18 protein-coding genes are annotated in these 17,706 nt (G+C 73.1%); 8 read left to right on the forward strand and 10 right to left on the reverse strand.

What is annotated here, in order from left to right; genetic code table 11:
• Nucleotides 1–134 precede the first annotated feature (134 nt).
• Nucleotides 135–755: a snapalysin family zinc-dependent metalloprotease gene (locus ACQPZZ_RS23895; RefSeq protein WP_432922190.1), complete on the forward strand. Its 621-nt coding sequence runs from the start codon at nucleotides 135–137 to the stop codon at nucleotides 753–755.
• A gap of 81 nt (nucleotides 756–836) precedes the next feature.
• On the opposite strand, the gene mshC is transcribed toward ACQPZZ_RS23895, so the two are convergent.
• From mshC to ACQPZZ_RS23925, 6 genes are all read right to left on the reverse strand, one after another.
• The gene (mshC, locus tag ACQPZZ_RS23900; RefSeq protein WP_363641275.1) at nucleotides 837–2,048 is read right to left on the reverse strand and encodes a cysteine--1-D-myo-inosityl 2-amino-2-deoxy-alpha-D-glucopyranoside ligase; all 1,212 of its coding nucleotides are present in this window, start codon (nucleotides 2,046–2,048) and stop codon (nucleotides 837–839) included.
• Nucleotides 2,049–2,058: 10 nt separating this feature from the next.
• Entirely contained in the window at nucleotides 2,059–2,823 is a 765-nt protein-coding gene (locus ACQPZZ_RS23905; RefSeq protein WP_432922193.1) for an NRDE family protein, read from the reverse strand.
• A gap of 94 nt (nucleotides 2,824–2,917) precedes the next feature.
• Nucleotides 2,918–3,679, reverse strand: coding sequence for an SCO1664 family protein (locus tag ACQPZZ_RS23910; protein WP_432934506.1), 762 nt, complete (start codon nucleotides 3,677–3,679; stop codon nucleotides 2,918–2,920).
• 43 nt (nucleotides 3,680–3,722) lie between these two features.
• A complete protein-coding gene (locus tag ACQPZZ_RS23915; protein ID WP_363641269.1) occupies nucleotides 3,723–4,289 on the reverse strand; it encodes a DUF3090 domain-containing protein in 567 nt (188 codons plus the stop codon).
• Nucleotides 4,290–4,298: 9 nt separating this feature from the next.
• Entirely contained in the window at nucleotides 4,299–5,000 is a 702-nt protein-coding gene (locus ACQPZZ_RS23920) for a histidine phosphatase family protein (RefSeq protein WP_363641267.1), read from the reverse strand.
• Complete coding sequence (locus ACQPZZ_RS23925; RefSeq protein WP_363641265.1) at nucleotides 4,997–5,815, reverse strand: undecaprenyl-diphosphate phosphatase; 819 nt, start codon at nucleotides 5,813–5,815, stop codon at nucleotides 4,997–4,999. Before ACQPZZ_RS23925 ends, ACQPZZ_RS23920 begins: the two co-directional genes overlap by 4 nt.
• Nucleotides 5,816–5,850: 35 nt before the next feature.
• On the opposite strand from ACQPZZ_RS23925, the gene ACQPZZ_RS23930 reads away from it, so the two are divergent.
• On the forward strand, nucleotides 5,851–6,789 hold the full coding sequence (locus tag ACQPZZ_RS23930) for an aldo/keto reductase (protein WP_432922198.1): 939 nt from the start codon (nucleotides 5,851–5,853) through the stop codon (nucleotides 6,787–6,789).
• A 151-nt stretch (nucleotides 6,790–6,940) separates the two neighbouring features.
• A complete protein-coding gene (locus ACQPZZ_RS23935) occupies nucleotides 6,941–8,026 on the forward strand; it encodes a hypothetical protein (RefSeq protein ID WP_432922201.1) in 1,086 nt (361 codons plus the stop codon).
• A 17-nt stretch (nucleotides 8,027–8,043) separates the two neighbouring features.
• Here the strand turns inward: ACQPZZ_RS23935 and ACQPZZ_RS23940 are convergent, their stop codons facing one another.
• The gene (locus ACQPZZ_RS23940) at nucleotides 8,044–9,267 is read right to left on the reverse strand and encodes an acyl-CoA dehydrogenase family protein (protein ID WP_432922204.1); all 1,224 of its coding nucleotides are present in this window, start codon (nucleotides 9,265–9,267) and stop codon (nucleotides 8,044–8,046) included.
• A 152-nt stretch (nucleotides 9,268–9,419) separates the two neighbouring features.
• Between ACQPZZ_RS23940 and ACQPZZ_RS23945 the strand changes: the two genes are divergently transcribed.
• From ACQPZZ_RS23945 to ACQPZZ_RS23965, 5 genes are all read left to right on the forward strand, one after another.
• Nucleotides 9,420–10,340: a LysR family transcriptional regulator gene (locus ACQPZZ_RS23945; protein WP_432922207.1), complete on the forward strand. Its 921-nt coding sequence runs from the start codon at nucleotides 9,420–9,422 to the stop codon at nucleotides 10,338–10,340.
• Nucleotides 10,341–10,444: 104 nt separating this feature from the next.
• On the forward strand, nucleotides 10,445–11,578 hold the full coding sequence (sfnG, locus tag ACQPZZ_RS23950) for a dimethylsulfone monooxygenase SfnG (protein WP_432922210.1): 1,134 nt from the start codon (nucleotides 10,445–10,447) through the stop codon (nucleotides 11,576–11,578).
• A gap of 4 nt (nucleotides 11,579–11,582) precedes the next feature.
• Entirely contained in the window at nucleotides 11,583–12,791 is a 1,209-nt protein-coding gene (locus ACQPZZ_RS23955) for an SfnB family sulfur acquisition oxidoreductase (protein ID WP_432922213.1), read from the forward strand.
• Nucleotides 12,792–12,918: 127 nt separating this feature from the next.
• Nucleotides 12,919–14,076, forward strand: coding sequence for an LLM class flavin-dependent oxidoreductase (locus ACQPZZ_RS23960; protein WP_432922216.1), 1,158 nt, complete (start codon nucleotides 12,919–12,921; stop codon nucleotides 14,074–14,076).
• A 207-nt stretch (nucleotides 14,077–14,283) separates the two neighbouring features.
• The gene (locus tag ACQPZZ_RS23965) at nucleotides 14,284–14,907 is read left to right on the forward strand and encodes a DUF2690 domain-containing protein (protein ID WP_432922219.1); all 624 of its coding nucleotides are present in this window, start codon (nucleotides 14,284–14,286) and stop codon (nucleotides 14,905–14,907) included.
• Nucleotides 14,908–14,972: 65 nt separating this feature from the next.
• On the opposite strand, the gene ACQPZZ_RS23970 is transcribed toward ACQPZZ_RS23965, so the two are convergent.
• From ACQPZZ_RS23970 to ACQPZZ_RS23980, 3 genes are all read right to left on the reverse strand, one after another.
• Complete coding sequence (locus ACQPZZ_RS23970; protein WP_432922222.1) at nucleotides 14,973–15,926, reverse strand: helix-turn-helix domain-containing protein; 954 nt, start codon at nucleotides 15,924–15,926, stop codon at nucleotides 14,973–14,975.
• A gap of 236 nt (nucleotides 15,927–16,162) precedes the next feature.
• Complete coding sequence (gene fabI, locus ACQPZZ_RS23975; protein WP_432922225.1) at nucleotides 16,163–16,927, reverse strand: enoyl-ACP reductase FabI; 765 nt, start codon at nucleotides 16,925–16,927, stop codon at nucleotides 16,163–16,165.
• Between the two features lie 24 nt (nucleotides 16,928–16,951).
• Nucleotides 16,952–17,656 carry a beta-ketoacyl-ACP reductase gene (locus ACQPZZ_RS23980; protein ID WP_432922228.1) on the reverse strand — a complete coding sequence of 235 codons (705 nt, stop codon included), beginning with the start codon at nucleotides 17,654–17,656 and terminating at the stop codon, nucleotides 16,952–16,954.
• Between the last annotated feature and the right edge of the window lie 50 nt (nucleotides 17,657–17,706).

Raw genomic sequence — 17,706 nt, forward strand, 5'->3', positions numbered from 1 at the left:
CCTGTCCCCCGCCGAGCCCGCCGAACGTACCGTGGCGGGTGCCCCACCCGAGACTCCACCGATCATCGGCGTGCCCGCGCCGCCGATTCTCCCGGCGCGCCTCGCGGTGGTCATCCCCCGACTGAGGAGACCCGATGCACAACCCAAGGTTCCTCCGGGCCGTCTCGGCCCTGCTCCTGGGACTGGCCGTGCTGGTCACGGCGTCGCCGACCCGGGCGGCCACACCGGCGGGTGAACCGGCGGCGAGCGGCGCGGCGGCGAGCGCCGTGCGCGTGCTGCGGTACGACGCGAGCCGGGCCGCCGAGTTCCGCACGGTGGTGGACCAGGCCGCACAGGTCTGGAACGCCGCCGTCGCCAACGTCCGGCTCGTGGCGGGCACGCCCGCCGACTTCGTGGTGCTCGCCGACGACGGCTGGCCCCGTACGAGCGTCAGCAGGCTGGGCCGGGGCACGATCTGGATGGGCAGGGAGGCGACCGCCGAGGGCTATTACCCCCTGCGCATCGCCGCCCATGAGATCGGCCACATCCTCGGCCTGCCCGACCGGCGCACCGGCCTGTGCACCGACCTGATGTCCGGTCACAGCGCCCCGGTGAGCTGCACCAACGCCAACCCCAGCGCAGCGGAGCGCCGCACGGTCGACGCGAACTTCGCCGGCTCCGCCCTCGCCGCCGGGGACCTCGTCGCCGGGGACCTCGCCGCCGGGCTCTTCGTCGACCGGGCGGACGCCGCCGGCGACCTGGTCTCCGCGCCTTAGCACGCGTCCGGCGCGGTCACCGCCCCCGAGGCCCGGGCCCGGGGACGGCCACGCGGCCGGGAGAGCGTCACGAAGCGCGGATCAGAGGGCGATGCCGAGGAGCGCGTCGGCGACGTCGCGCACCAGCGCCGGGGAGGAGGCGTCGTCTCCCTCCGCCGCCGCCCAGGCGTCGATCACCGTGAGCGCGCCCGCGGCGTCGAGATCGTCGGCGAGACGCTCGCGCACCGCCGCCAGCACCGGGCCGCCCGCGGGGCCGGCCGGACGCGTCACCGCCGCCCGCCATCGCGCCAGCCTGTCCTCGGCGGCGGCGAGCTGATCCGGCGTCCACTCCCAGTCGGTGCGGTAGTGATGCGGCAGCAGGGACAGCCGTACGGCCATGGGGTCGGCCGTCTTCCGCAGTTTGGAGACGAACACGAGGTTGCCCCGGGACTTCGACATCTTCTCGCCGTCGAGGCCGACCATCCCCGCGTGGACGTAGGCCCGCGCGAACGGCCACTCGCCGGTGGCCACGTGGCCCTCGCAGGCGCCCATCTCGTGGTGCGGGAAGATCAGGTCGGAGCCGCCGCCCGCGACGTCGAAGCCGCTGCCCAGGTTGCGCAGGGCGATGGCGGTGCACTCCACGTGCCAGCCGGGCCTGCCGCGCCCGAACGGCGAGTCCCAGGACGGCTCTCCCGGCCGCTCGGCCCGCCACAGCAGCCAGTCGAGCGGGTGGCGCTTGCCCTCCCTGCCGGGGTCTCCGCCGCGCTCGGCGAACAGCTCCAGCATGGTCTCCTCGGAGTAGCCCGAGACCGCGCCGAACTTGGGCGCGGCGGCGACCGAGAAGTAGACGTCACCGTCGATCTCGTACGTGGCGCCCCGCTCGGCCAGCCGGGCGATCAGGTCGGCGATCTCCCCGACGGTCTCGGTGACTCCGACGTACTCGCGGGGCGGCAGGATGCGCAGCGCCTCCATGTCGGACCGGAACAGCTCGATCTCGCGCTCGCCCAGCGAGCGCCAGTCGGTCCCGGTGGCCGCGGCCCGCTCCAGCAGGGGGTCGTCCACGTCGGTGGCGTTCTGGGTGTAGTGCACGTCGTGGCCGTTGTCCCGCCACACCCGGTTGACCAGGTCGAAGGCGAGATAGGTGTTCGCGTGCCCGAGGTGGGTGGCGTCGTACGGCGTGATACCGCAGACGTACAGCCGGGCCTCACCGGCGGGGGCCGTCCCCCGCACCTCACGGGCGGCGGTGTCGTACAAGCGGAGCGGAATGCCCAAACCAGGTAGTTCGGGGACATTCGGAGCAGACCACGATCGCATGGTGTGAAGCCTATCCGCGAGCGCGGCGGACCGGTTCAGCCGGTCTGCTCCACGAGACGTCGATCTCGTGCCAGGTGGCGGTGTCGTCCGGCTGCGGGCAGAAGTCGTAGCGCAGCCCCTCCTCCGCGAGGGCGACCAGCGTCACCGACAGACTGGCGAAGACCCGCCCGTCCGGCAGCCGCCGGCGCATGACCAGCGCGCGGGGATCGTCCCACGGCATCCCCGCGCCCGACGCGGGGTCGAGCCACTCCCCCCAGAACCGCTCGGACGAGCCGCCCGTGGTCCACCCGGGCCGGACGGCCCTGGCGAAGCGGGGCACGAACCAGGCGGTGCGCGGCCGGCCCTCGCTCCGGTCCCAGCCGCTGTTCACGATCCCGTGCACGCCCTCGGGCAGCTTCTCCTCGGACAGGGTCTCACCGTCCCAGCTCCACAGCCGTACGCCGTCGAGCCCACCGAGAACAAGATGGAAGGGGTCGTACCAGGACAGGTCGAGCGGCGGCAGCTCCCCCGCGGCGGCGGCGAGGAGCGGCAGCTCACCTCGGGAGTGGCGGCGTCCGGCCGGGGCCGCGACACCCTCGCCGTTCAGCAGCGCGGCCACGCGCCGCCCGGCGGGGTCGGCGGCCAGCCAGGTGCCGCCCGCCTCCAGGTCGCGGCCTCCGATCAGCCCCGGATACGCGGGCCAGTGACGATCCGGCGACATCCAGGGCCGCGTGACGAACTCGTCACGCACTCCCGCGAGGAGCACCGGCGTGGCGGCCTCCGGCTCGACGCTCACGATGACCGTACACAACGCGTGTTCCCTCCAATAACGGTAGAGACCCCTGCAGAGTGCACAATCCACGCGTTTTGCGCAAGCCTACCTGCGGTGATCAAATCGGAGGCCAGGGGATCGCCGGCCAGTCTTCGGAGGGGTGCGGGTGGACCCCCGTGGTCAGCAGCCTCTTGACCCGCTCCCACGTGGCCTCCACCTCGGCCTGGGTCAGCAGCTCACGCAGGCGCCTGCCGAGGCGCCCCCGCTCGATCTCGCGCTCCAGCCGCACCAGCACGTTGACCGCCTCGCGCGGGAGCGTCTTGCCGCGCCACTGCCACAACACGGTGCGGAGCTTGTCCTCCACCGCGAAACACACCCCGTGGTCGACCCCGTACACGTGCCCCTCGGGCAGCGGCAGCAGGTGACCGCCCTTGCGGTCGGCGTTGTTCACCACCGCGTCGAACACGGCCATGCGGCGCAGGGCGGGGTTGCGGCTGCGCATCAGGGCCATCAGGTCGGTTTCAGGATCGGCGTCGATCCACAGCTGCACCATCCCCGGGCCGAAGGGCCCGTCCCGGTAGACGGTCGGCGGCACGATGCGCCATCCGGTCGCGGCCGCCACCTCGTAGGCGGCCACCTCCCGGGCCGCCAGCGTTCCGTCGGGGAAGTCCCACAGGGGACGCTCCCCGCGCACCGGCTTGTACACGCACGCCGCCGCGTGCTCGCCATTGCCGATCGAGCAGTAGAGAGTCATGTTCGTGGCCTCGACGAGTCGTCCGGCCACTTCTAAGGTGCCCTCCCGCAGCAGGCGGATGGCCGCCGCGTCGTCCAGCCCCGGCCCGTCCACGTCGCTGATACTCGCCTCGCCCTCGGCCGTCATCCGCTTCCCCGCCCGCACGGCGCGAGGCCGCGCTTCCACCCGCTCATGCCGACAGTCTCCCGGGGTGGTGGCCGTTGAGCCGTACGCAGATGTGGCCCTCGGGGTCGAGGGGCCGGCCGCACAACGGGCACGGCGGGCGGCCCGCGGCGACCACCTCCAGCGCGCGGCGGCTGAACGCGCGGGCGGCGGCGGCGCTGATCCGCACCCTGAGGACGGCCGGCTCGGGCCGGTCGTCCAGCGGCGGCTCGTCCTCCTCGTCGCCCTCGGTCGCCTCCTGCGCCTCGATGATCACCTGCGCGGTCTCGGGATCCCAGGCGAGCGCCATCGTCCCCACCCGGAAGTCCTCGTCGATCGGCAGTTCGAGCGGGCCCTCGTCGGCCAGCTCCGTGGGGGCCATGGCAGGGACCGGCGCGCGCCCGCCGCTGCGCCGCAGCACCTCGTCGAGCAGCTCGTCGAGGCGGTCGGCCAGCACGGCGACCTGAAACTTCTCAAGCGCCACCGTGGTGATCCTGCCCTGGCCTCGGGCCTGCAGGAAAAAGGCTCGTGCGCCCGGTTGCCCCACGGCACCGGCCACGAACCTGTCAGGCGGATCGTAGTCGAAGACCGGCATAGCCCGACCTTATGTGGTCCCGGGTCCGCCGCCGACGGCGGCGTCGCTTCCGGTGCTGTTTTCTCCCCCGTCGCCGTCCCCCGACACCTCCGGCGGAGGAACCAGGTTGGCCACTCCCCCGCCCACGTCGTTCGCCCTGAGCAGGAAGGGACGCAGGGGGGTGTAGCGGATCACCGTGACCGACGTGGGATCGGCGGTGATCCGCTGGAACTGGTCCAGGTGCAGGCCCAGCGCGTCGGCCACGATCGCCTTGATCACGTCCCCGTGGCTGCACACCAGATAGGTGGCCTTCTCGCCGAGCCGCTCGTTCCAGTCGCGTACGGCCCGCACGGCCCGGCTCTGCACCTCCGCCAGGGCCTCGCCGCCGGGGAACACCGCCGCACTGGGATGGGCCTGCACGACCCGCCACAGCGGCTCCTCGGCGAGCTCCTTCAACGGCCTGCCCGTCCAGTCGCCGTAGCCGCACTCGCCGAACCTGTCGTCGGTCTCGACCGTGAGCGCGCGCCCCTCGGCGATGGCGGCGGCGGTCTCCCGGCACCGCTCCAGCGGGCTGGACACGATGGCGTCCAGCTCCAGGGGCGCCAGCCGTTCGGCCACCGCCCGTGCCTGCTCCCTGCCACGCTCGTCCAGATGGACGCCCGGGGTCCAGCCGGCCAGCACCGGGCCGGTCATCGCGGTGAGCCCGTGCCGTACGAGCAGGACGGTCGTCATGACTGCACCACCCCGAGGGCCAGCAGCGTGAGGAGGAACGTTCCGGCGAAGACGCGGTAGACGACGAAGACGAGGGTCGAGTGGCGCGCCACGTACCGCAGCAGCCAGGCGATCGCGGCGTAGCCCACCACGAACGACACGACGGTCGCGATCAGGGTCGGCACGACCGGCGGCCCGCCGCCCTCCCCGACGTCGCGCAGCTCGAACAGCCCGGACAGCACCACGGCGGGGATCGACAGCAGGAACGAGTAGCGGGCGGCGGCCTCGCGCGTGTAGCCCAGGAACATCGCGCCGGTCATCGTCGAGCCCGAGCGGGAGGCGCCGGGGATCAGCGGCGCCATCTGCCAGACACCGATGATCAGGCCGTCGCGCATGGTGAGGTCGGCGACCTCCTTCTTCTTGCGGCCCAGCTGCTCGGCGGCGAGCAGCAGCAGGCCGAAGACGATGAGCATGGCGGCGTTCAGCCACAGGTTGCGGGCGGGGCCCTCGACCGCGTCCTTGAACAGCAGGCCGGCGACGCCGATCGGGATCGTGCCGAGCCCGATGTACCAGCCCATCCGCGCGTCGAGGTCCCCGCGCAGCTCCGGCGTCCACAGGCTGCGCAGCCAGGTCCAGAAGATGCGAACGATGTCGCGCCAGAAGTAGATGAGCACCGCGAGCATGGTGCCGAGCTGGATCACCGCGCTGAACGCGGCGCCGGGGTCGTCCCATCCGGCCAGCTTGGGCACGATCAGCAGGTGGGCCGAGCTGGAGATGGGCAGGAACTCGGTGAGACCCTGCACGAGCCCGAGCACGATCGCCTGTAGTACGTCCATGGTGCGGACAGCCTATCGGCTAGTCTGTCGGCACAATGGACCAGCGATTAGTCGGGCGCAGCGGCCTGTCGGTGTCCAGGATCGGTCTCGGCACGATGACCTGGGCCCGCGACACCTCCGCAGAGGAGGCGACCGCACAGCTGACCGCGTTCACCGAAGCGGGCGGCACGCTGATCGACACCGCCGACGTGTACGGCGGGGGCGACGCGGAGCGCCTGATCGGACGGCTCATCCGCGACGTGGTGCCACGCTCGGAGCTGGTCATCGCCACCAAGGCCGTGCTCGCCCCCGGCGGTGAGCGCGACGCCTCCCGCCGCCACCTCATCCGCGCGCTCGACGCCTCCCTGGCCCGGCTCGGGCTCGACGAGGTCGACCTGTGGCAGCTCCACGCGTTCGACCCCCGCGTACCGCTGGAGGAGACCCTCGCCGCGGTCGACTTCGCCGTCTCCACCGGGCGTACGGCCTACGCGGGCGTGTGCAACTACACGGGCTGGCAGCTCGCGGCCGCCGCCACGTGGCAGCGGTGCGGCGACGCGCGGGCGCCGATCGTCGCGGCGCAGGTGGAGTACTCCCTGCTGGCCAGGGACGCCGAGGAGGAGCTGCTGCCCGCCGCCGGGCACGTGGGCGCCGGGGTCCTCGCCTGGTCGCCGCTGGGACGCGGCGTGCTGACCGGCAAGTACCGCACCGGCATCCCCGCGGACTCCCGCGCCGCCACCCCGCACTTCGCCGAATTCGTCCGGCCGTACCTGGACGAACGGTGCCGCAGCATCGTGGAGTCGGTGAGCACGGCGGCCGAGGGACTCGGCGTGTCGCCGCTCGCCGTGGCACTCGCCTGGGTGCGCGACCGCCCGGGCGTGTCGTCGGCGATCGTCGGCGCGCGCACCCACGCGCAGCTCCTCGGCGTGTTGCAGGCCGAGAAGCTGACGCTGCCGTGGGAGATACGCGAGGCTCTGGACGACGTCTCCGACCCCTGATCCCCGCGCCGGGACCGGGGGGCGAACGAGAATCGTCCTCACGTATCACACATCGATACCGAACTGCAACTTTCTACTGCATAACCCCGCGCTCTGGCGAAGAGTGGCGGGTATGTCGGGGGATGGACCAGAGCACTGCGGAAGGGGACACATGGGGATCGTAGGCAAGGCCTCCGCGATCTCCGCCGGGGCTCTCGCGATCACCCTGGCAGGAGGACTCCCTCTCGCCGCATCCCCGGCACAGGCGCTCGACTGCACGGGAGGCGGCGGGCTGGTCTCGGGCATCACCGGCGGCGTCTGCTCCCTCGTGGACGGCGTGGGCCGCCTGGCGGACGGCGTGACCGACGTCGCGGACAAGGCCACCGGCGGAGTGACGGAACCCGTGACCAAGGTCGTGGACAACACCCTGAAGACGACCACCGGAGCCGCGGGCACGGCGGTGCACGACGTCGGCAAGACGGTCGACAAGGCCGGACGGACGCTCACCGGGGCGGCGGACACCGCGGCGGGCGCGGCATCCGGTGCCGCGCCCGCCGCGACCGGCGCCGCATCCGGAGCGGCCGGCAAGGTGAGCGAAGCGGCGGACACCGCGGTCGGCGCGGCCACCGAAGCGACGCGGGCGGCGACGGAAGCGGTGACGGGCGGCGACGCGGGGGCGTCCGCGGGCGGGCACAGCCCCGCTCCCGGTGTCCAGCAGCTCACCGACGGCCTGACGCGTACCGTACAGGACACCTGCCTGCCGCTGGTCGCTGGCGAGGGCTGCGCGTCCCGCGATGACCACGAGGGGACCGAGGGCGCGCAGAGCACGCGAAAGGCGCGGCCGGCCGGCAAGAAGACGGCACGGCCGAAGGCGTCCATGACGCCCGGGGGCACCCTTCCGGCCGAGCCGTACCGGCCGCGTCTCGTCGCGGCGCGCGACGACGCGCCGGAGACGGCCCACCCGTCCAAGGTGAATCCCGACAAGGAGGGCGTGATCCCCCTCCTGTGGCCCGGACAGAAGCTCCCCCGGCTGCCCGAACTGCACGGCGGCCCGGCGGGCGCGTCCGCGCGGGCCCACCGGTCCTACGACACCTTGGGGACGGCCCTCACCGCGGCGCTGCTGCTGTCGGCGCTGCTCGCCACGCGCGTCGTCTCCGCCCGGCGGGCGCGCGCCGGGCAGCAGGAGCCGCGCGAGTCGATCCCGTTCGAGGGCGGCCTGCGGCTGCCGGGCAAGACCGGCCGCCACCGGCTCGCCTGAGCCCGGGGCCCCGGCGCTCAGGAATACCAGGTGGGCTCGGGGATCTCGTCTCGCAGGCGGTGGACGCCCACCTCACGGCGCTTGTACGCCACGGGGTCGTGCAGGGTGTGGGTGCGCACGTTGCGCCAGAAGCGGTCGAGCCCGTATCGGGACGCGGTCGAGCGGGCTCCCGTCGCCTCGAAGATCCGCGAGGTGACCTCCAGAGCCACGTCGGTGGCGTGGGCCTTGACCGCGGCCACCCGCACCTCGTGCTCCCCGCGCAGGCGGGGGGTGACCTCGTCCGGGTTGAGGTGGAACCACAGGCCCTCCCTCGCGACTTCGTCGGCCAACGCCTCGGCCGCCCACAGCTTGGCGGTGAGGTCGCCGTAGAGGTCGATGACGTACGGCTCGTCGACCGCGCGCTCGTGCCCGCCGTGCAGCCACGGGCGGGTGTGCTCCCTCGTGTACGCCAGCGCGGTCTCCAACGCGCCGCGGGCGATGCCCAGGTAGAAGTTGACGAACACGAGCTGGATGGTCGGCACGTTGAGGGTGGCGTAGACGCGCGGCCGGAACTCCTTGTCCACGTAGCCGAGGGCGTCGCTCCACGGCGCGCGCACGCCGGCGACCGTGACGCTGCCGCTCTCGGTCAGCCGCTGGCCGATGTTGTCCCAGTCGTCGTGGAAGGTCAGCCCCTCGGCGGCGGACGGGACGATGGCGAAGACGTGCTTGTCCGTGCCCTCCAGCACGCCCTCCAGGACCGTGACGTCGGAGACCTTGCTGCCGGTTGAGAAGGTCTTGCGGCCGTCGAAGACGAGGGTGTCGCCCTCGTCGCGCACGACGATGTCCCGGTCGCGGGGGTTGACGGCCCCGCCGAAGAACCACCGGTGCCGGGCGGCGTCGGCCTCGACGCGCTCCCACTGCTCGCGGGTGCCCACCAGGCGCGCCGCCCAGTTCCACAGGTAGTGGTAGCCGAGCAGTTGCCCGATGGAGCCGTCGGCCGCGGCCACCTCGCGGACGACACGGTAGGCGGTGGGCCAGTCCTGCCCCGCGCCGCCGTGCTCGGCCGGTCCGAGCAGCGTGACCAGGCCGGAGTCCTTGAGCAGCCCGATCTCCGCGTACGGCGTCTTCGCGGCTTTGTCACGCTCGGCGGCGTCCACGGCGAGGACGGCCGCCACCTCCCCGGCACGGGCGATCCACTCGTCGGGAGTGCGCGGCGTCGGGCCGTCCGTCCAGTCCGTCCGGCCGGCGTGAGCGATGGTCACGTGTCGTCTCCTCTCGTGTGCGGCGCGTCGCGCCGTCTCTCGCTCACCAGGTTAGGCAACATTCTCTACTTGTTAAGTAGGAAAATTGCCGAACGGCCGGTAGGGTCGCCCTTGAACACCACCGGCGAACCCCTTGGACGAGGTGGACGACGATGCGCATCGAGCAGCTTGAGTACATCCGTGCGGTGACCCGCCTCGGCTCGCTGCGCCGTGCGGCCGACCATCTGCACCTGTCCCAGCCGGCCCTGAGCGAGACCGTGCGCAACCTGGAGCGCGAGCTCGGCGTCGACCTCCTGGAACGGCGCCGGTCCGGCGCCACGATCAGCGACAAGGGCCGCGAGCTGCTGCCGTACATCAACGGAGTGCTGGAGGCGGTGGACCGCCTGCGCGGCGCGGCCGACGAGCAGCACCGCACGGCCCGCCTGGTCAGGCTGGGCACGGTCAACGCGGCCACCGTCCCGCTGCTGATCCCCGCCGTACGGGCGTTCCGCGAGGCCCATCCGGCGACGCAGGTCGAGGTCGTCGGCGCACAGCAGGCCGAGATCCACCGGCGCATCCGGGAGGGGAGCTTCGACCTCGGCCTGGTGAACTACCTGAGCGGCGACGACCTGCCGCCCGACCTCGCCACGACCGAACTGCTGCGCGGCCGCCCCGTCGTGTGCGTGCGCCCGGACAGCCCGCTCGCCTCGCTGCCCGCGGTCGAGGTCGCCGACCTCCTCCTCGAGCCTCTGATCGTGATGCGCGCCGGTTATGTCATGCACCGCCTGGTGCACCGCCTCCTCGGCGGGAGGACGCCGTCGTTCTCGTATTCGACGGACGGCGCGGAGATGGGCAAGCTGATGGTGGCCGAGGGGCTCGGCGCCACCGTGCTTCCCGAGTTCAGCGTGGCCGGCGACCCTCTCCTGCGCAGCGGCGCGATCACCTACCGGCCGCTGGCGCGGCGCGTGGCGGAGGTCCTCCTGGTGATCCAGTCACAGCGCGCCGCGTCCGGCCCCCGGGTCGCCCGCGACCTGCACCGGTTCCTCCTGGACCGGGCGCGTGAGTGCCGTGACGGCACGCGCGCCGCGGGCTGAAAGGGCGGCCCTATCACTCCCCCGCCGATCGTGTGTGGAACTCCCGGCATGACCGCCGTACGATTCCTATTGTTTGAGTAGGAAATGCCTGGAAGGGGTCCTTCGTGTCCGCGAACGTCAGTTCCGAGCCGCTGCGGTTCGCCTATTGGGTGCCCAACGTCAGCGGCGGGCTCGTCACCAGCACGATCGAGCAGCGCACCGACTGGAGCTACGACTACAACCGGAAGCTGGCGGTGCTCGCGGAGAACAACGGCTTCGAGTACGCCCTGTCCCAGGTGCGGTACATGGCCAGCTACGGCGCCGCCTTCCAGCAGGAGTCGACGAGCTTCAGCCTGGCGCTGCTGCTCGCCACCCGGCGGCTGAAGGTGATCGCCGCCGTGCACCCGGGCCTGTGGCATCCGGCGGTGCTGGCCAAGCTGCTCAGCACCGCCGATCACCTCTCGGGCGGCCGGGCCGCCGTCAACGTGGTGAGCGGCTGGTTCAAGGGCGAGTTCACCGCCCTGGGCGAGCCGTGGCTGGAGCACGACGAGCGCTACCGCCGGGCCGAGGAGTTCATCCGCGTCCTTCGGGCGAGCTGGACCGAGGACAAGGCCCGGTTTCAGGGTGACTTCTACCGGCTGCACGGATACGACCTGCAGCCCAAGCCTCTCTCCGGGCCGGACCGCCCGCACCCCGAGATCTTCCAGGGCGGCAACTCCACGGCCGCGCGCGCCATGGCCGGCCGGGTGTCGGACTGGTACTTCAGCAACGGCAAGGACTTCGACGGCGTCACCGAGCAGATCGAGGAGGTCGGCGCGGCGGCGCGGGCCCACGGCCGCCGGGTGCGGTTCGGCCTGAACGGCTTCCTCATCGCCAGGGACACCGAGGCCGAGGCGCGCGAGACGCTGCGCGAGATCGTGGCCAAGGCCGACGTCGAGGCGGTCCACGGGTTCCGCGACGCGGTCAAACAGGCCGGCCGGTCCACCCAGGACGGACGGGGGATGTGGGCCGACTCCTCCTTCGAGGACCTGGTGCAGTACAACGACGGCTTCCGCACCCGCCTCATCGGCACGCCGGAGCAGATCGCGCACCGGGCGATCGAATACAAGAAGCGCGGCGTCGACCTGCTCCTGCTCGGCTTCCTGCACTACCACGAGGAGGTCGAGTATTTCGGCCGCCACGTGCTGCCCATCATCCGCGAGCTGGAGGACGAACTCGCGGCCAAGGGCGCCTTTCCGGTGGAACCGGCCCGGGCCTGATCCCATGACCGATCTCGTCGACACGCCCGGGACCGCGCACGTTGTCGCCGGCGACGAGGAGGCCCTCGCCGTCGCCGCCGAGCTGGCCCGCCGGTTCGCGAGCGGCGCCGCCGGACGCGACGCCCGCCGCGAGCTCCCGCACGCCGAGCTGGCCGAGCTGTCCGCGAGCGGCCTGCTCGGCGTCACCGTCCCCCGCGAGCACGGCGGCGCCGATGTGCGGACCGCGACACTGGCGGAGGTCGTCCGCCTGCTCGCCACCGCCGACCCCAACATCGCCCAGATCCCGCAGAGCCACTTCGTGTACGTCAACGTGCTGCGGCAGCAGGGGTCGGCGGCGCAGCGCGCGTTCTTCTTCGCCGAGGTCCTTGCGGGCAGGCGGTTCGGCAACGCCCAGTCGGAGGCGGGCACCCGGCACGTGCAGGACTACCGCACCCGGCTGCGTCCCGCCGACGACGGCGGCTTCGTCCTCGACGGCGTCAAGCACTACTCGACCGGAGCCCTGTTCGCCGACTGGATCACCGTGCTGGCCAAGGACCCCGCCGACCGGCTCGTCGTCGCGTACGTGCCGGCCGGCGCGCCCGGCCTCACGGTCGTGGACGACTGGGAGGGCATGGGCCAGCGCACCACGGCCAGCGGCACCGTCCGGCTGGAGGGCGTGCGGGTGCCCGCCGACCGCGTGGTCCCCCATCACCTGACGTTCACCGGGCCGCAGTTGCACGGCGCCCACGCGCAACTGCTGCACGCCGCGATCGACGTGGGCATCGCCCGCGCCGCGCTCACCGAGGCGGCCGAGTTCGTGCGCACCCGCAGCAGGCCGTGGTTCGAGAGCGGCCTCGACGCCGCCGCCGACGATCCCCTGACGATTCAGCGCTTCGGAGAGCTGGAGGTCTCCGTACGGGCCGCGGAGGCGCTTCTCAGCGAGGCCGGGCGGGCGGTCGACCGCGCGCGGGAACGGCTCGACGACGAGACCGCCGCGGCGGCGTCCATCGCGGTCGCCACGGCGAAGGCCTTCGCCGACCCGGCCGCCGTCGAGGTGACCGACGCCCTGTTCGAGGTGTCCGGCACCAGGTCGGCGCTCGACTCGCTCAACCTGCACCGGCACTGGCGCAACGCCCGCACCCACACGCTGCACGATCCCGTGCGCTGGAAGATCCAGCACATCGGCAGGTACGCGCTGAACCGGACCCCGCCCCCACGGCACGGCCTGATCTGATCCCGGATCCGGCCCATCCGCGTCCGGTCCCCGTCTGACGGAGGTTCCGCCATGTCCACCATCGTCGTCCTGTCCGGCAGCCCTCCGCCGCGCCGTCGGCTGCCGGCCGCGTCCTGAGGGGAGTCCCATGACACTGACGTTCCACTGGTTCCTGCCCACGTACGGCGACAGCCGTTACCTCGTCGGCGGCGGGCACGGCACGGACATCACCACGGCAGGCGGGGACCGGCCGGCCACCCTGACGTACCTGGGCCAGATCGTGCGCGCCGCCGAGCAACTCGGGTTCGAGGGCGCCCTCACCCCGGCCGGCGCCTGGTGCGAGGACGCCTGGCTGACCACCGCCATGCTGGTCGCGAACTCCGAGCGGCTGAAGTTCCTGGTCGCCTTCCGGCCCGGGCTGCTGTCGCCCACGCTCGCCGCGCAGATGGCCGCCACGTTCCAGCGGCACTCGTCCGGGCGCCTGCTGGTCAACGTCGTCACCGGCGGCGAGGACCACGAGCAGCGCGCCTACGGCGACTTCCTCGCCAAGGACGAGCGCTACGAGCGCACCGGCGAGTTCCTCACGGTCGTACGCGCCCTGTGGCGCGGGGAACGGGTCACCCTGGAGGGCAGGCACGTCAGGGTCGCGGACGCCACGCTGAGCCGGGTGCCCACCCCGGTGCCTGCCGTGTACTTCGGCGGATCGTCCCCGGCCGCGGGCCGGGTGGCGGCGCGGCACAGCGACGTCTACCTGACCTGGGGCGAGCCGCCCGCGCAGGTCGCCGAGAAGCTGGCCTGGATCCGCCGGGAGGCCGCCGCCGCCGGCCGCGAGGTGCGCTTCGGCATCCGGCTCCACGTGATCAGCCGGGACACCTCGGCGCAGGCGTGGGCGGAGGCCGAGCGCCTGCTGTCCGCGCTCGATCCGGAGGTCGTCGCGTCGGTCCAGGCGGGTCTGTCGCGCAGCGGGTCGGAGGGGCAGCGGCGGATGCGGGCCCTGCACGGGGGCCGCACCGACGCGCTTGAGGTCTCGCCGAACCTGTGGGCCGGGGTGGGCCTGGTCCGCGGCGGCGCGGGCACGGCGCTGGTGGGCAGCCACACCGAGGTGGCGGAGCGGATCGAGGAGTACCACGCGCTCGGCATCGACGAGTTCGTGCTGTCCGGTCACCCGCACCTGGAGGAGGCCTACTGGTTCGGCGAGGGCGTGCTGCCCCTGCTGCGCCGCAGGGGACTGTGGCGGCACCCGGTGGACGCGCCCGAAGACACGTCCCCCGCCGCCATCCCGTTCGCCGGCGCCGCGTCCCGGTGATGTCCCGCCCGGGTTCGCGGGCGCCGCGTGCCGTGTGACGCCGCCCGGCTTCACGCGTTGATGCGCGGCGCACCGGTGTGACGGGTTGGTGCGCGTTGATGCCCGTTGGTGCGGCTGCGCGCCCTGCCGTCGCCACATCCGATCGCGGCGGGTTATCCATTCCCCGGTGGCACCGGCAAGGGTGCCGGGCAGGGAGGGAGAAGTTCCGTGACGAGGTGGAGCGTCCTGCGCGCCGGTCTCAAGGCACTCGCCGTCGGTACGGTCGCCGCGGCCGTCGTGCTCGCGGGGACCGCTACGGGAGCGTGGGCCGGGCAGGGATCGGGCGCGGGTTCGGGATCGGGTTCCCCGCCGGCTCCCTCCGGATCGCGAGGGGCCAACGCGGGACCGGCGCCGACGGGGACCGAGCCGGGGCGCCTGCCCCACCGCTCGGGAACACTGTGCTCGCTCAACCCCGGCAGGGGGCTGTGCGACGGAACCGACCCCGTCGACACCGGATGCGACTCCGACGCGTACACCGTCGCCAGTTCGAGGCTCTGGTTCCACGACCGGAACGGACGCCCGGCCTGGCGCGCGGACGCCACGGTCGAACTGCGCTACTCCCGCACGTGCCGGACCAACTGGTCCAGGGTCACGGTCGGCGGAGGGCACAGGGGCCCGCTGACGGTCGAGGTGTGCCGCGGCACCGGCTCCGGCGCCTGTACGGAGGCCTACGTCTCCTATGGCACCGACGCGTACTCCGACCAGGTCTACGCGCCGGACGTGGTCGCCACGGCGTACGCCTGGTGCTGTGGCGCCGGGCCGGGCACCGCGAGCGCCCGGGCACGGGGGTGAGCGGCCCCGCGGCGCGAACGCCCGAGCGCGAGGCCGAGCGGGCGGGTGAGGGGAGCCGGGCGGGGTCAGCGCAGACAGCGGGTCCTCGCGTGGGGGCCTTCCCCCTGCCCGGTGACCACCCATCCCTCCACCCACACGCACCCGGGAGCGAGGGAGAGCATGTCGCCGTAGCTGCCGGGCGGGGTGTTGTTGGACCACTGGGAGCGGACCTGGGCCTTGTCCGCCGGGCGGTGCGCGGCGAGCCAGACCGTGTAAAGGCGGGGATTGTCGAAGTACGCCGACGCCCAGGCCGTGTCGCACCCGGGGCTGCGCCGCAGCCGGAGCGTCCCGAACCTCGTGCCGTCCGGCAGGTCGAGCGGGACCGCGTCGAGCGTCTCGATGGTCTCGAGGTCGGCCCCGCACCCGCGGGCGCGGGGATCGTCGCCGTCCATGTCCTCGGCCCTGCTCGCGTCCACCACCCGTTCGGTGACGTGCTGGTTGCGCGCCCGCCAGCCGGGCGCGAGCCCGTCGTGCCCGGCGAGACCGAGCGCCGTCGCGCCGGCGGCCCCGAGGGCCACGAGGACGGCGAGGGCCGCGACCGGTGCGGGCAGGCTCCGGCGGCCTGTCGACCGGCCGGCACTGCCGCGCACGACATCGGCGGCGGGCCGGCCTTCCGCCCCGCCGGACGCGCCGGACGATACGGCCCCCGCTGCGCCGGGCGCCGGGGACGGATCGGCGTCGACGGCGGGCTCCGCCGATGCCCTCGCGGACGCCGACAGCTCCTCACTGACCTGCTGCCAGCGCCGCGCCCACGCGTCCTCGTCGCCGCCGCAGGCCCGTACGAAGGCGAGCGTGACCTCCAGGCTCGGGAGTGCGCGGCCGCCCGCGGCCCGCGACAGGACCGTGGGCGAGTAGTGCGCCCTTTCCGCCAGAGCCCGGTAGGGGGGCGACCCGGCCTCCTCGCGCAGCCGCCGCAACGCGACGGCGAACGCCTGTACGGGCCCTTCCTCGGGGCTGAGGTCGCGCTCTGGTCGTCCCATGGTCCCCACACCGGAGTCTCGGCGGCCACGTCGCCGCGGGCGACGCCGTCCGGCGGCGTACGGGGACGTACGGGGACGGGGCGGCCCGGGCACCACGCTCGCTGACAGCCCATGCCCACTCACGAGAACGGGCGGGAGTCAGACACGCCCAGATGCTAAGCGCGGGGACGGGCCGCGGCAAGACTGCGCCGCGGCCCCTGAGCCCGCGGAACGCGGGACGACGCGAGGGGGCGCCGTCAGACACCCATCGCGTGCACGCCGCCGTCGACGTGGACGATCTCGCCGGTGGTGGCGGGGAACCAGTCGGACAGCAGCGCCACGCACGCCTTGGCGGCGGGGGCGGTGTCGGCCAGGTCCCAGCCGAGCGGGGCGCGCTCGGGCCAGGCCTCCTCGAACTCCTTGAACCCGGGGATGCTCTTGGCCGCCATCGTGCGCAGCGGACCGGCGGCGACGAGGTTGACCCTGATGCCGTGCTTGCCCAGGTCGCGGGCGAGGTAGCGGGAGCACGACTCCAGCCCGGCCTTGGCCACGCCCATCCAGTCGTAGACCGGCCACGCCTTGGTGGCGTCGAAGTCCAGGCCGACGACCGCGCCGCCCTCCTTCATCAGCGGCAGGCAGGCGACGGCGAGCGACTTGAACGAGAACGTCGAGACGTGGACCGCCGTGGCGACGTCCTCCCAGGAGGTGTTGAGGAAGTTGCCGCCGAGGCAGGACTGCGGGGCGAACCCGATCGAGTGGACGACTCCGTCCAGTCCGTCGAGGTGCGCGCCGACCCGGTCGGCGAGCGTGTCGAGGTGGTCGTTGTTCTGGACGTCCAGTTCGATCACCGGCGGCGGCTCGGGCAGCCGCTTGGCGATGCGCTCGACCAGGCTGAGGCGGCCGAAACCGGTCAGCACGACCTGGGCGCCCTCCTCCTGGGCCAGCTTCGCCACGTTGAAGGCGATCGACGAGTCGGTGAGGACGCCGGTGACCAGCAGTCGCTTCCCGTCCAGCAAACCCATGTCCAGCTCCAGTCTGTCGTTCGCTCAGTGGCCCATGCCGAGGCCGCCGTCGACGGGGATGACCGCCCCGGTGATGTAGGAGGCGTCGTCGCTCGCCAGGAACCTGACGACCCGGGCGATCTCCTCGGCGTGCGCCTGCCGCCCGAGCGGGATGCTCTTGCGGATCTGCTCCTGCTGCGCCTCGTCGAGCACCGCGGTCATGTCGGTCTCCACGAACCCGGGCGCGACCACGTTGACCGTGATGCCGCGCGAGCCGAGCTCACGGGCCAGCGACCGGCCGAAGCCGACCAGGCCGGCCTTGGAGGCGGCGTAGTTGGTCTGGCCTGCGGAGCCGGACAGGCCGACGACGGAGGAGATCAGGATGATGCGCCCGCGCCGCAGCCGCAGCATGGGCCGCACGGCCCGCTTGGCGACGCGGTAGGCGCCGGTCAGGTTCGTGTCGATGACGTCGGTGAAGGTCTCCTCCTTCATCATCGGCAGCAGCGTGTCCTTGGTGATCCCCGCGTTGGCGACGACCACCTCGACCGGGCCGTGCTCGGCCTCGGCCTTCTCGAAGGCGGCGTCGACGTCGGCGGAGCTCGTCACGTCGCAGCGAACCCCGAACAGCCCCTCCGGGGGCTCGCCGGAACGGTAGGTGACGGCGACGGCGTCCCCCGCGGCGGACAGCTCGCGGGCGATCGCGAGGCCGATGCCGCGATTTCCGCCGGTGACGAGAACAGAGCGAACCATGCGACCGACCGTATCGGCTACCCGGGGGTATTCCACTTGTCCGCTGGGCA

The sequence above is a fragment of the Microbispora sp. CA-135349 genome (genome assembly GCF_050947365.1).
GTDB lineage: Bacteria > Actinomycetota > Actinomycetes > Streptosporangiales > Streptosporangiaceae > Microbispora.

Excerpts from the sequence above, each read along its gene's own strand:
- mshC (WP_363641275.1), bottom strand. The coding sequence starts at position 2,048 with ATGCGATCGTGGTCTGCTCCGAATGTCCCCGAACTACCTGGTTTGGGC.
- ACQPZZ_RS23960 (WP_432922216.1), top strand. The coding sequence starts at position 12,919 with ATGACACTGACGTTCCACTGGTTCCTGCCCACGTACGGCGACAGCCGT.
- ACQPZZ_RS23915 (WP_363641269.1), bottom strand. The coding sequence starts at position 4,289 with ATGCCGGTCTTCGACTACGATCCGCCTGACAGGTTCGTGGCCGGTGCC.
- ACQPZZ_RS23980 (WP_432922228.1), bottom strand. The coding sequence starts at position 17,656 with ATGGTTCGCTCTGTTCTCGTCACCGGCGGAAATCGCGGCATCGGCCTC.
- ACQPZZ_RS23930 (WP_432922198.1), top strand. The coding sequence starts at position 5,851 with ATGGACCAGCGATTAGTCGGGCGCAGCGGCCTGTCGGTGTCCAGGATC.
- ACQPZZ_RS23955 (WP_432922213.1), top strand. The coding sequence starts at position 11,583 with ATGACCGATCTCGTCGACACGCCCGGGACCGCGCACGTTGTCGCCGGC.
- ACQPZZ_RS23895 (WP_432922190.1), top strand. The coding sequence starts at position 135 with ATGCACAACCCAAGGTTCCTCCGGGCCGTCTCGGCCCTGCTCCTGGGA.
- ACQPZZ_RS23925 (WP_363641265.1), bottom strand. The coding sequence starts at position 5,815 with ATGGACGTACTACAGGCGATCGTGCTCGGGCTCGTGCAGGGTCTCACC.
- ACQPZZ_RS23935 (WP_432922201.1), top strand. The coding sequence starts at position 6,941 with ATGGGGATCGTAGGCAAGGCCTCCGCGATCTCCGCCGGGGCTCTCGCG.
- ACQPZZ_RS23910 (WP_432934506.1), bottom strand. The coding sequence starts at position 3,679 with ATGACGGCCGAGGGCGAGGCGAGTATCAGCGACGTGGACGGGCCGGGG.
- ACQPZZ_RS23945 (WP_432922207.1), top strand. The coding sequence starts at position 9,420 with ATGCGCATCGAGCAGCTTGAGTACATCCGTGCGGTGACCCGCCTCGGC.
- ACQPZZ_RS23920 (WP_363641267.1), bottom strand. The coding sequence starts at position 5,000 with ATGACGACCGTCCTGCTCGTACGGCACGGGCTCACCGCGATGACCGGC.
- fabI (WP_432922225.1), bottom strand. The coding sequence starts at position 16,927 with ATGGGTTTGCTGGACGGGAAGCGACTGCTGGTCACCGGCGTCCTCACC.
- ACQPZZ_RS23970 (WP_432922222.1), bottom strand. The coding sequence starts at position 15,926 with ATGGGACGACCAGAGCGCGACCTCAGCCCCGAGGAAGGGCCCGTACAG.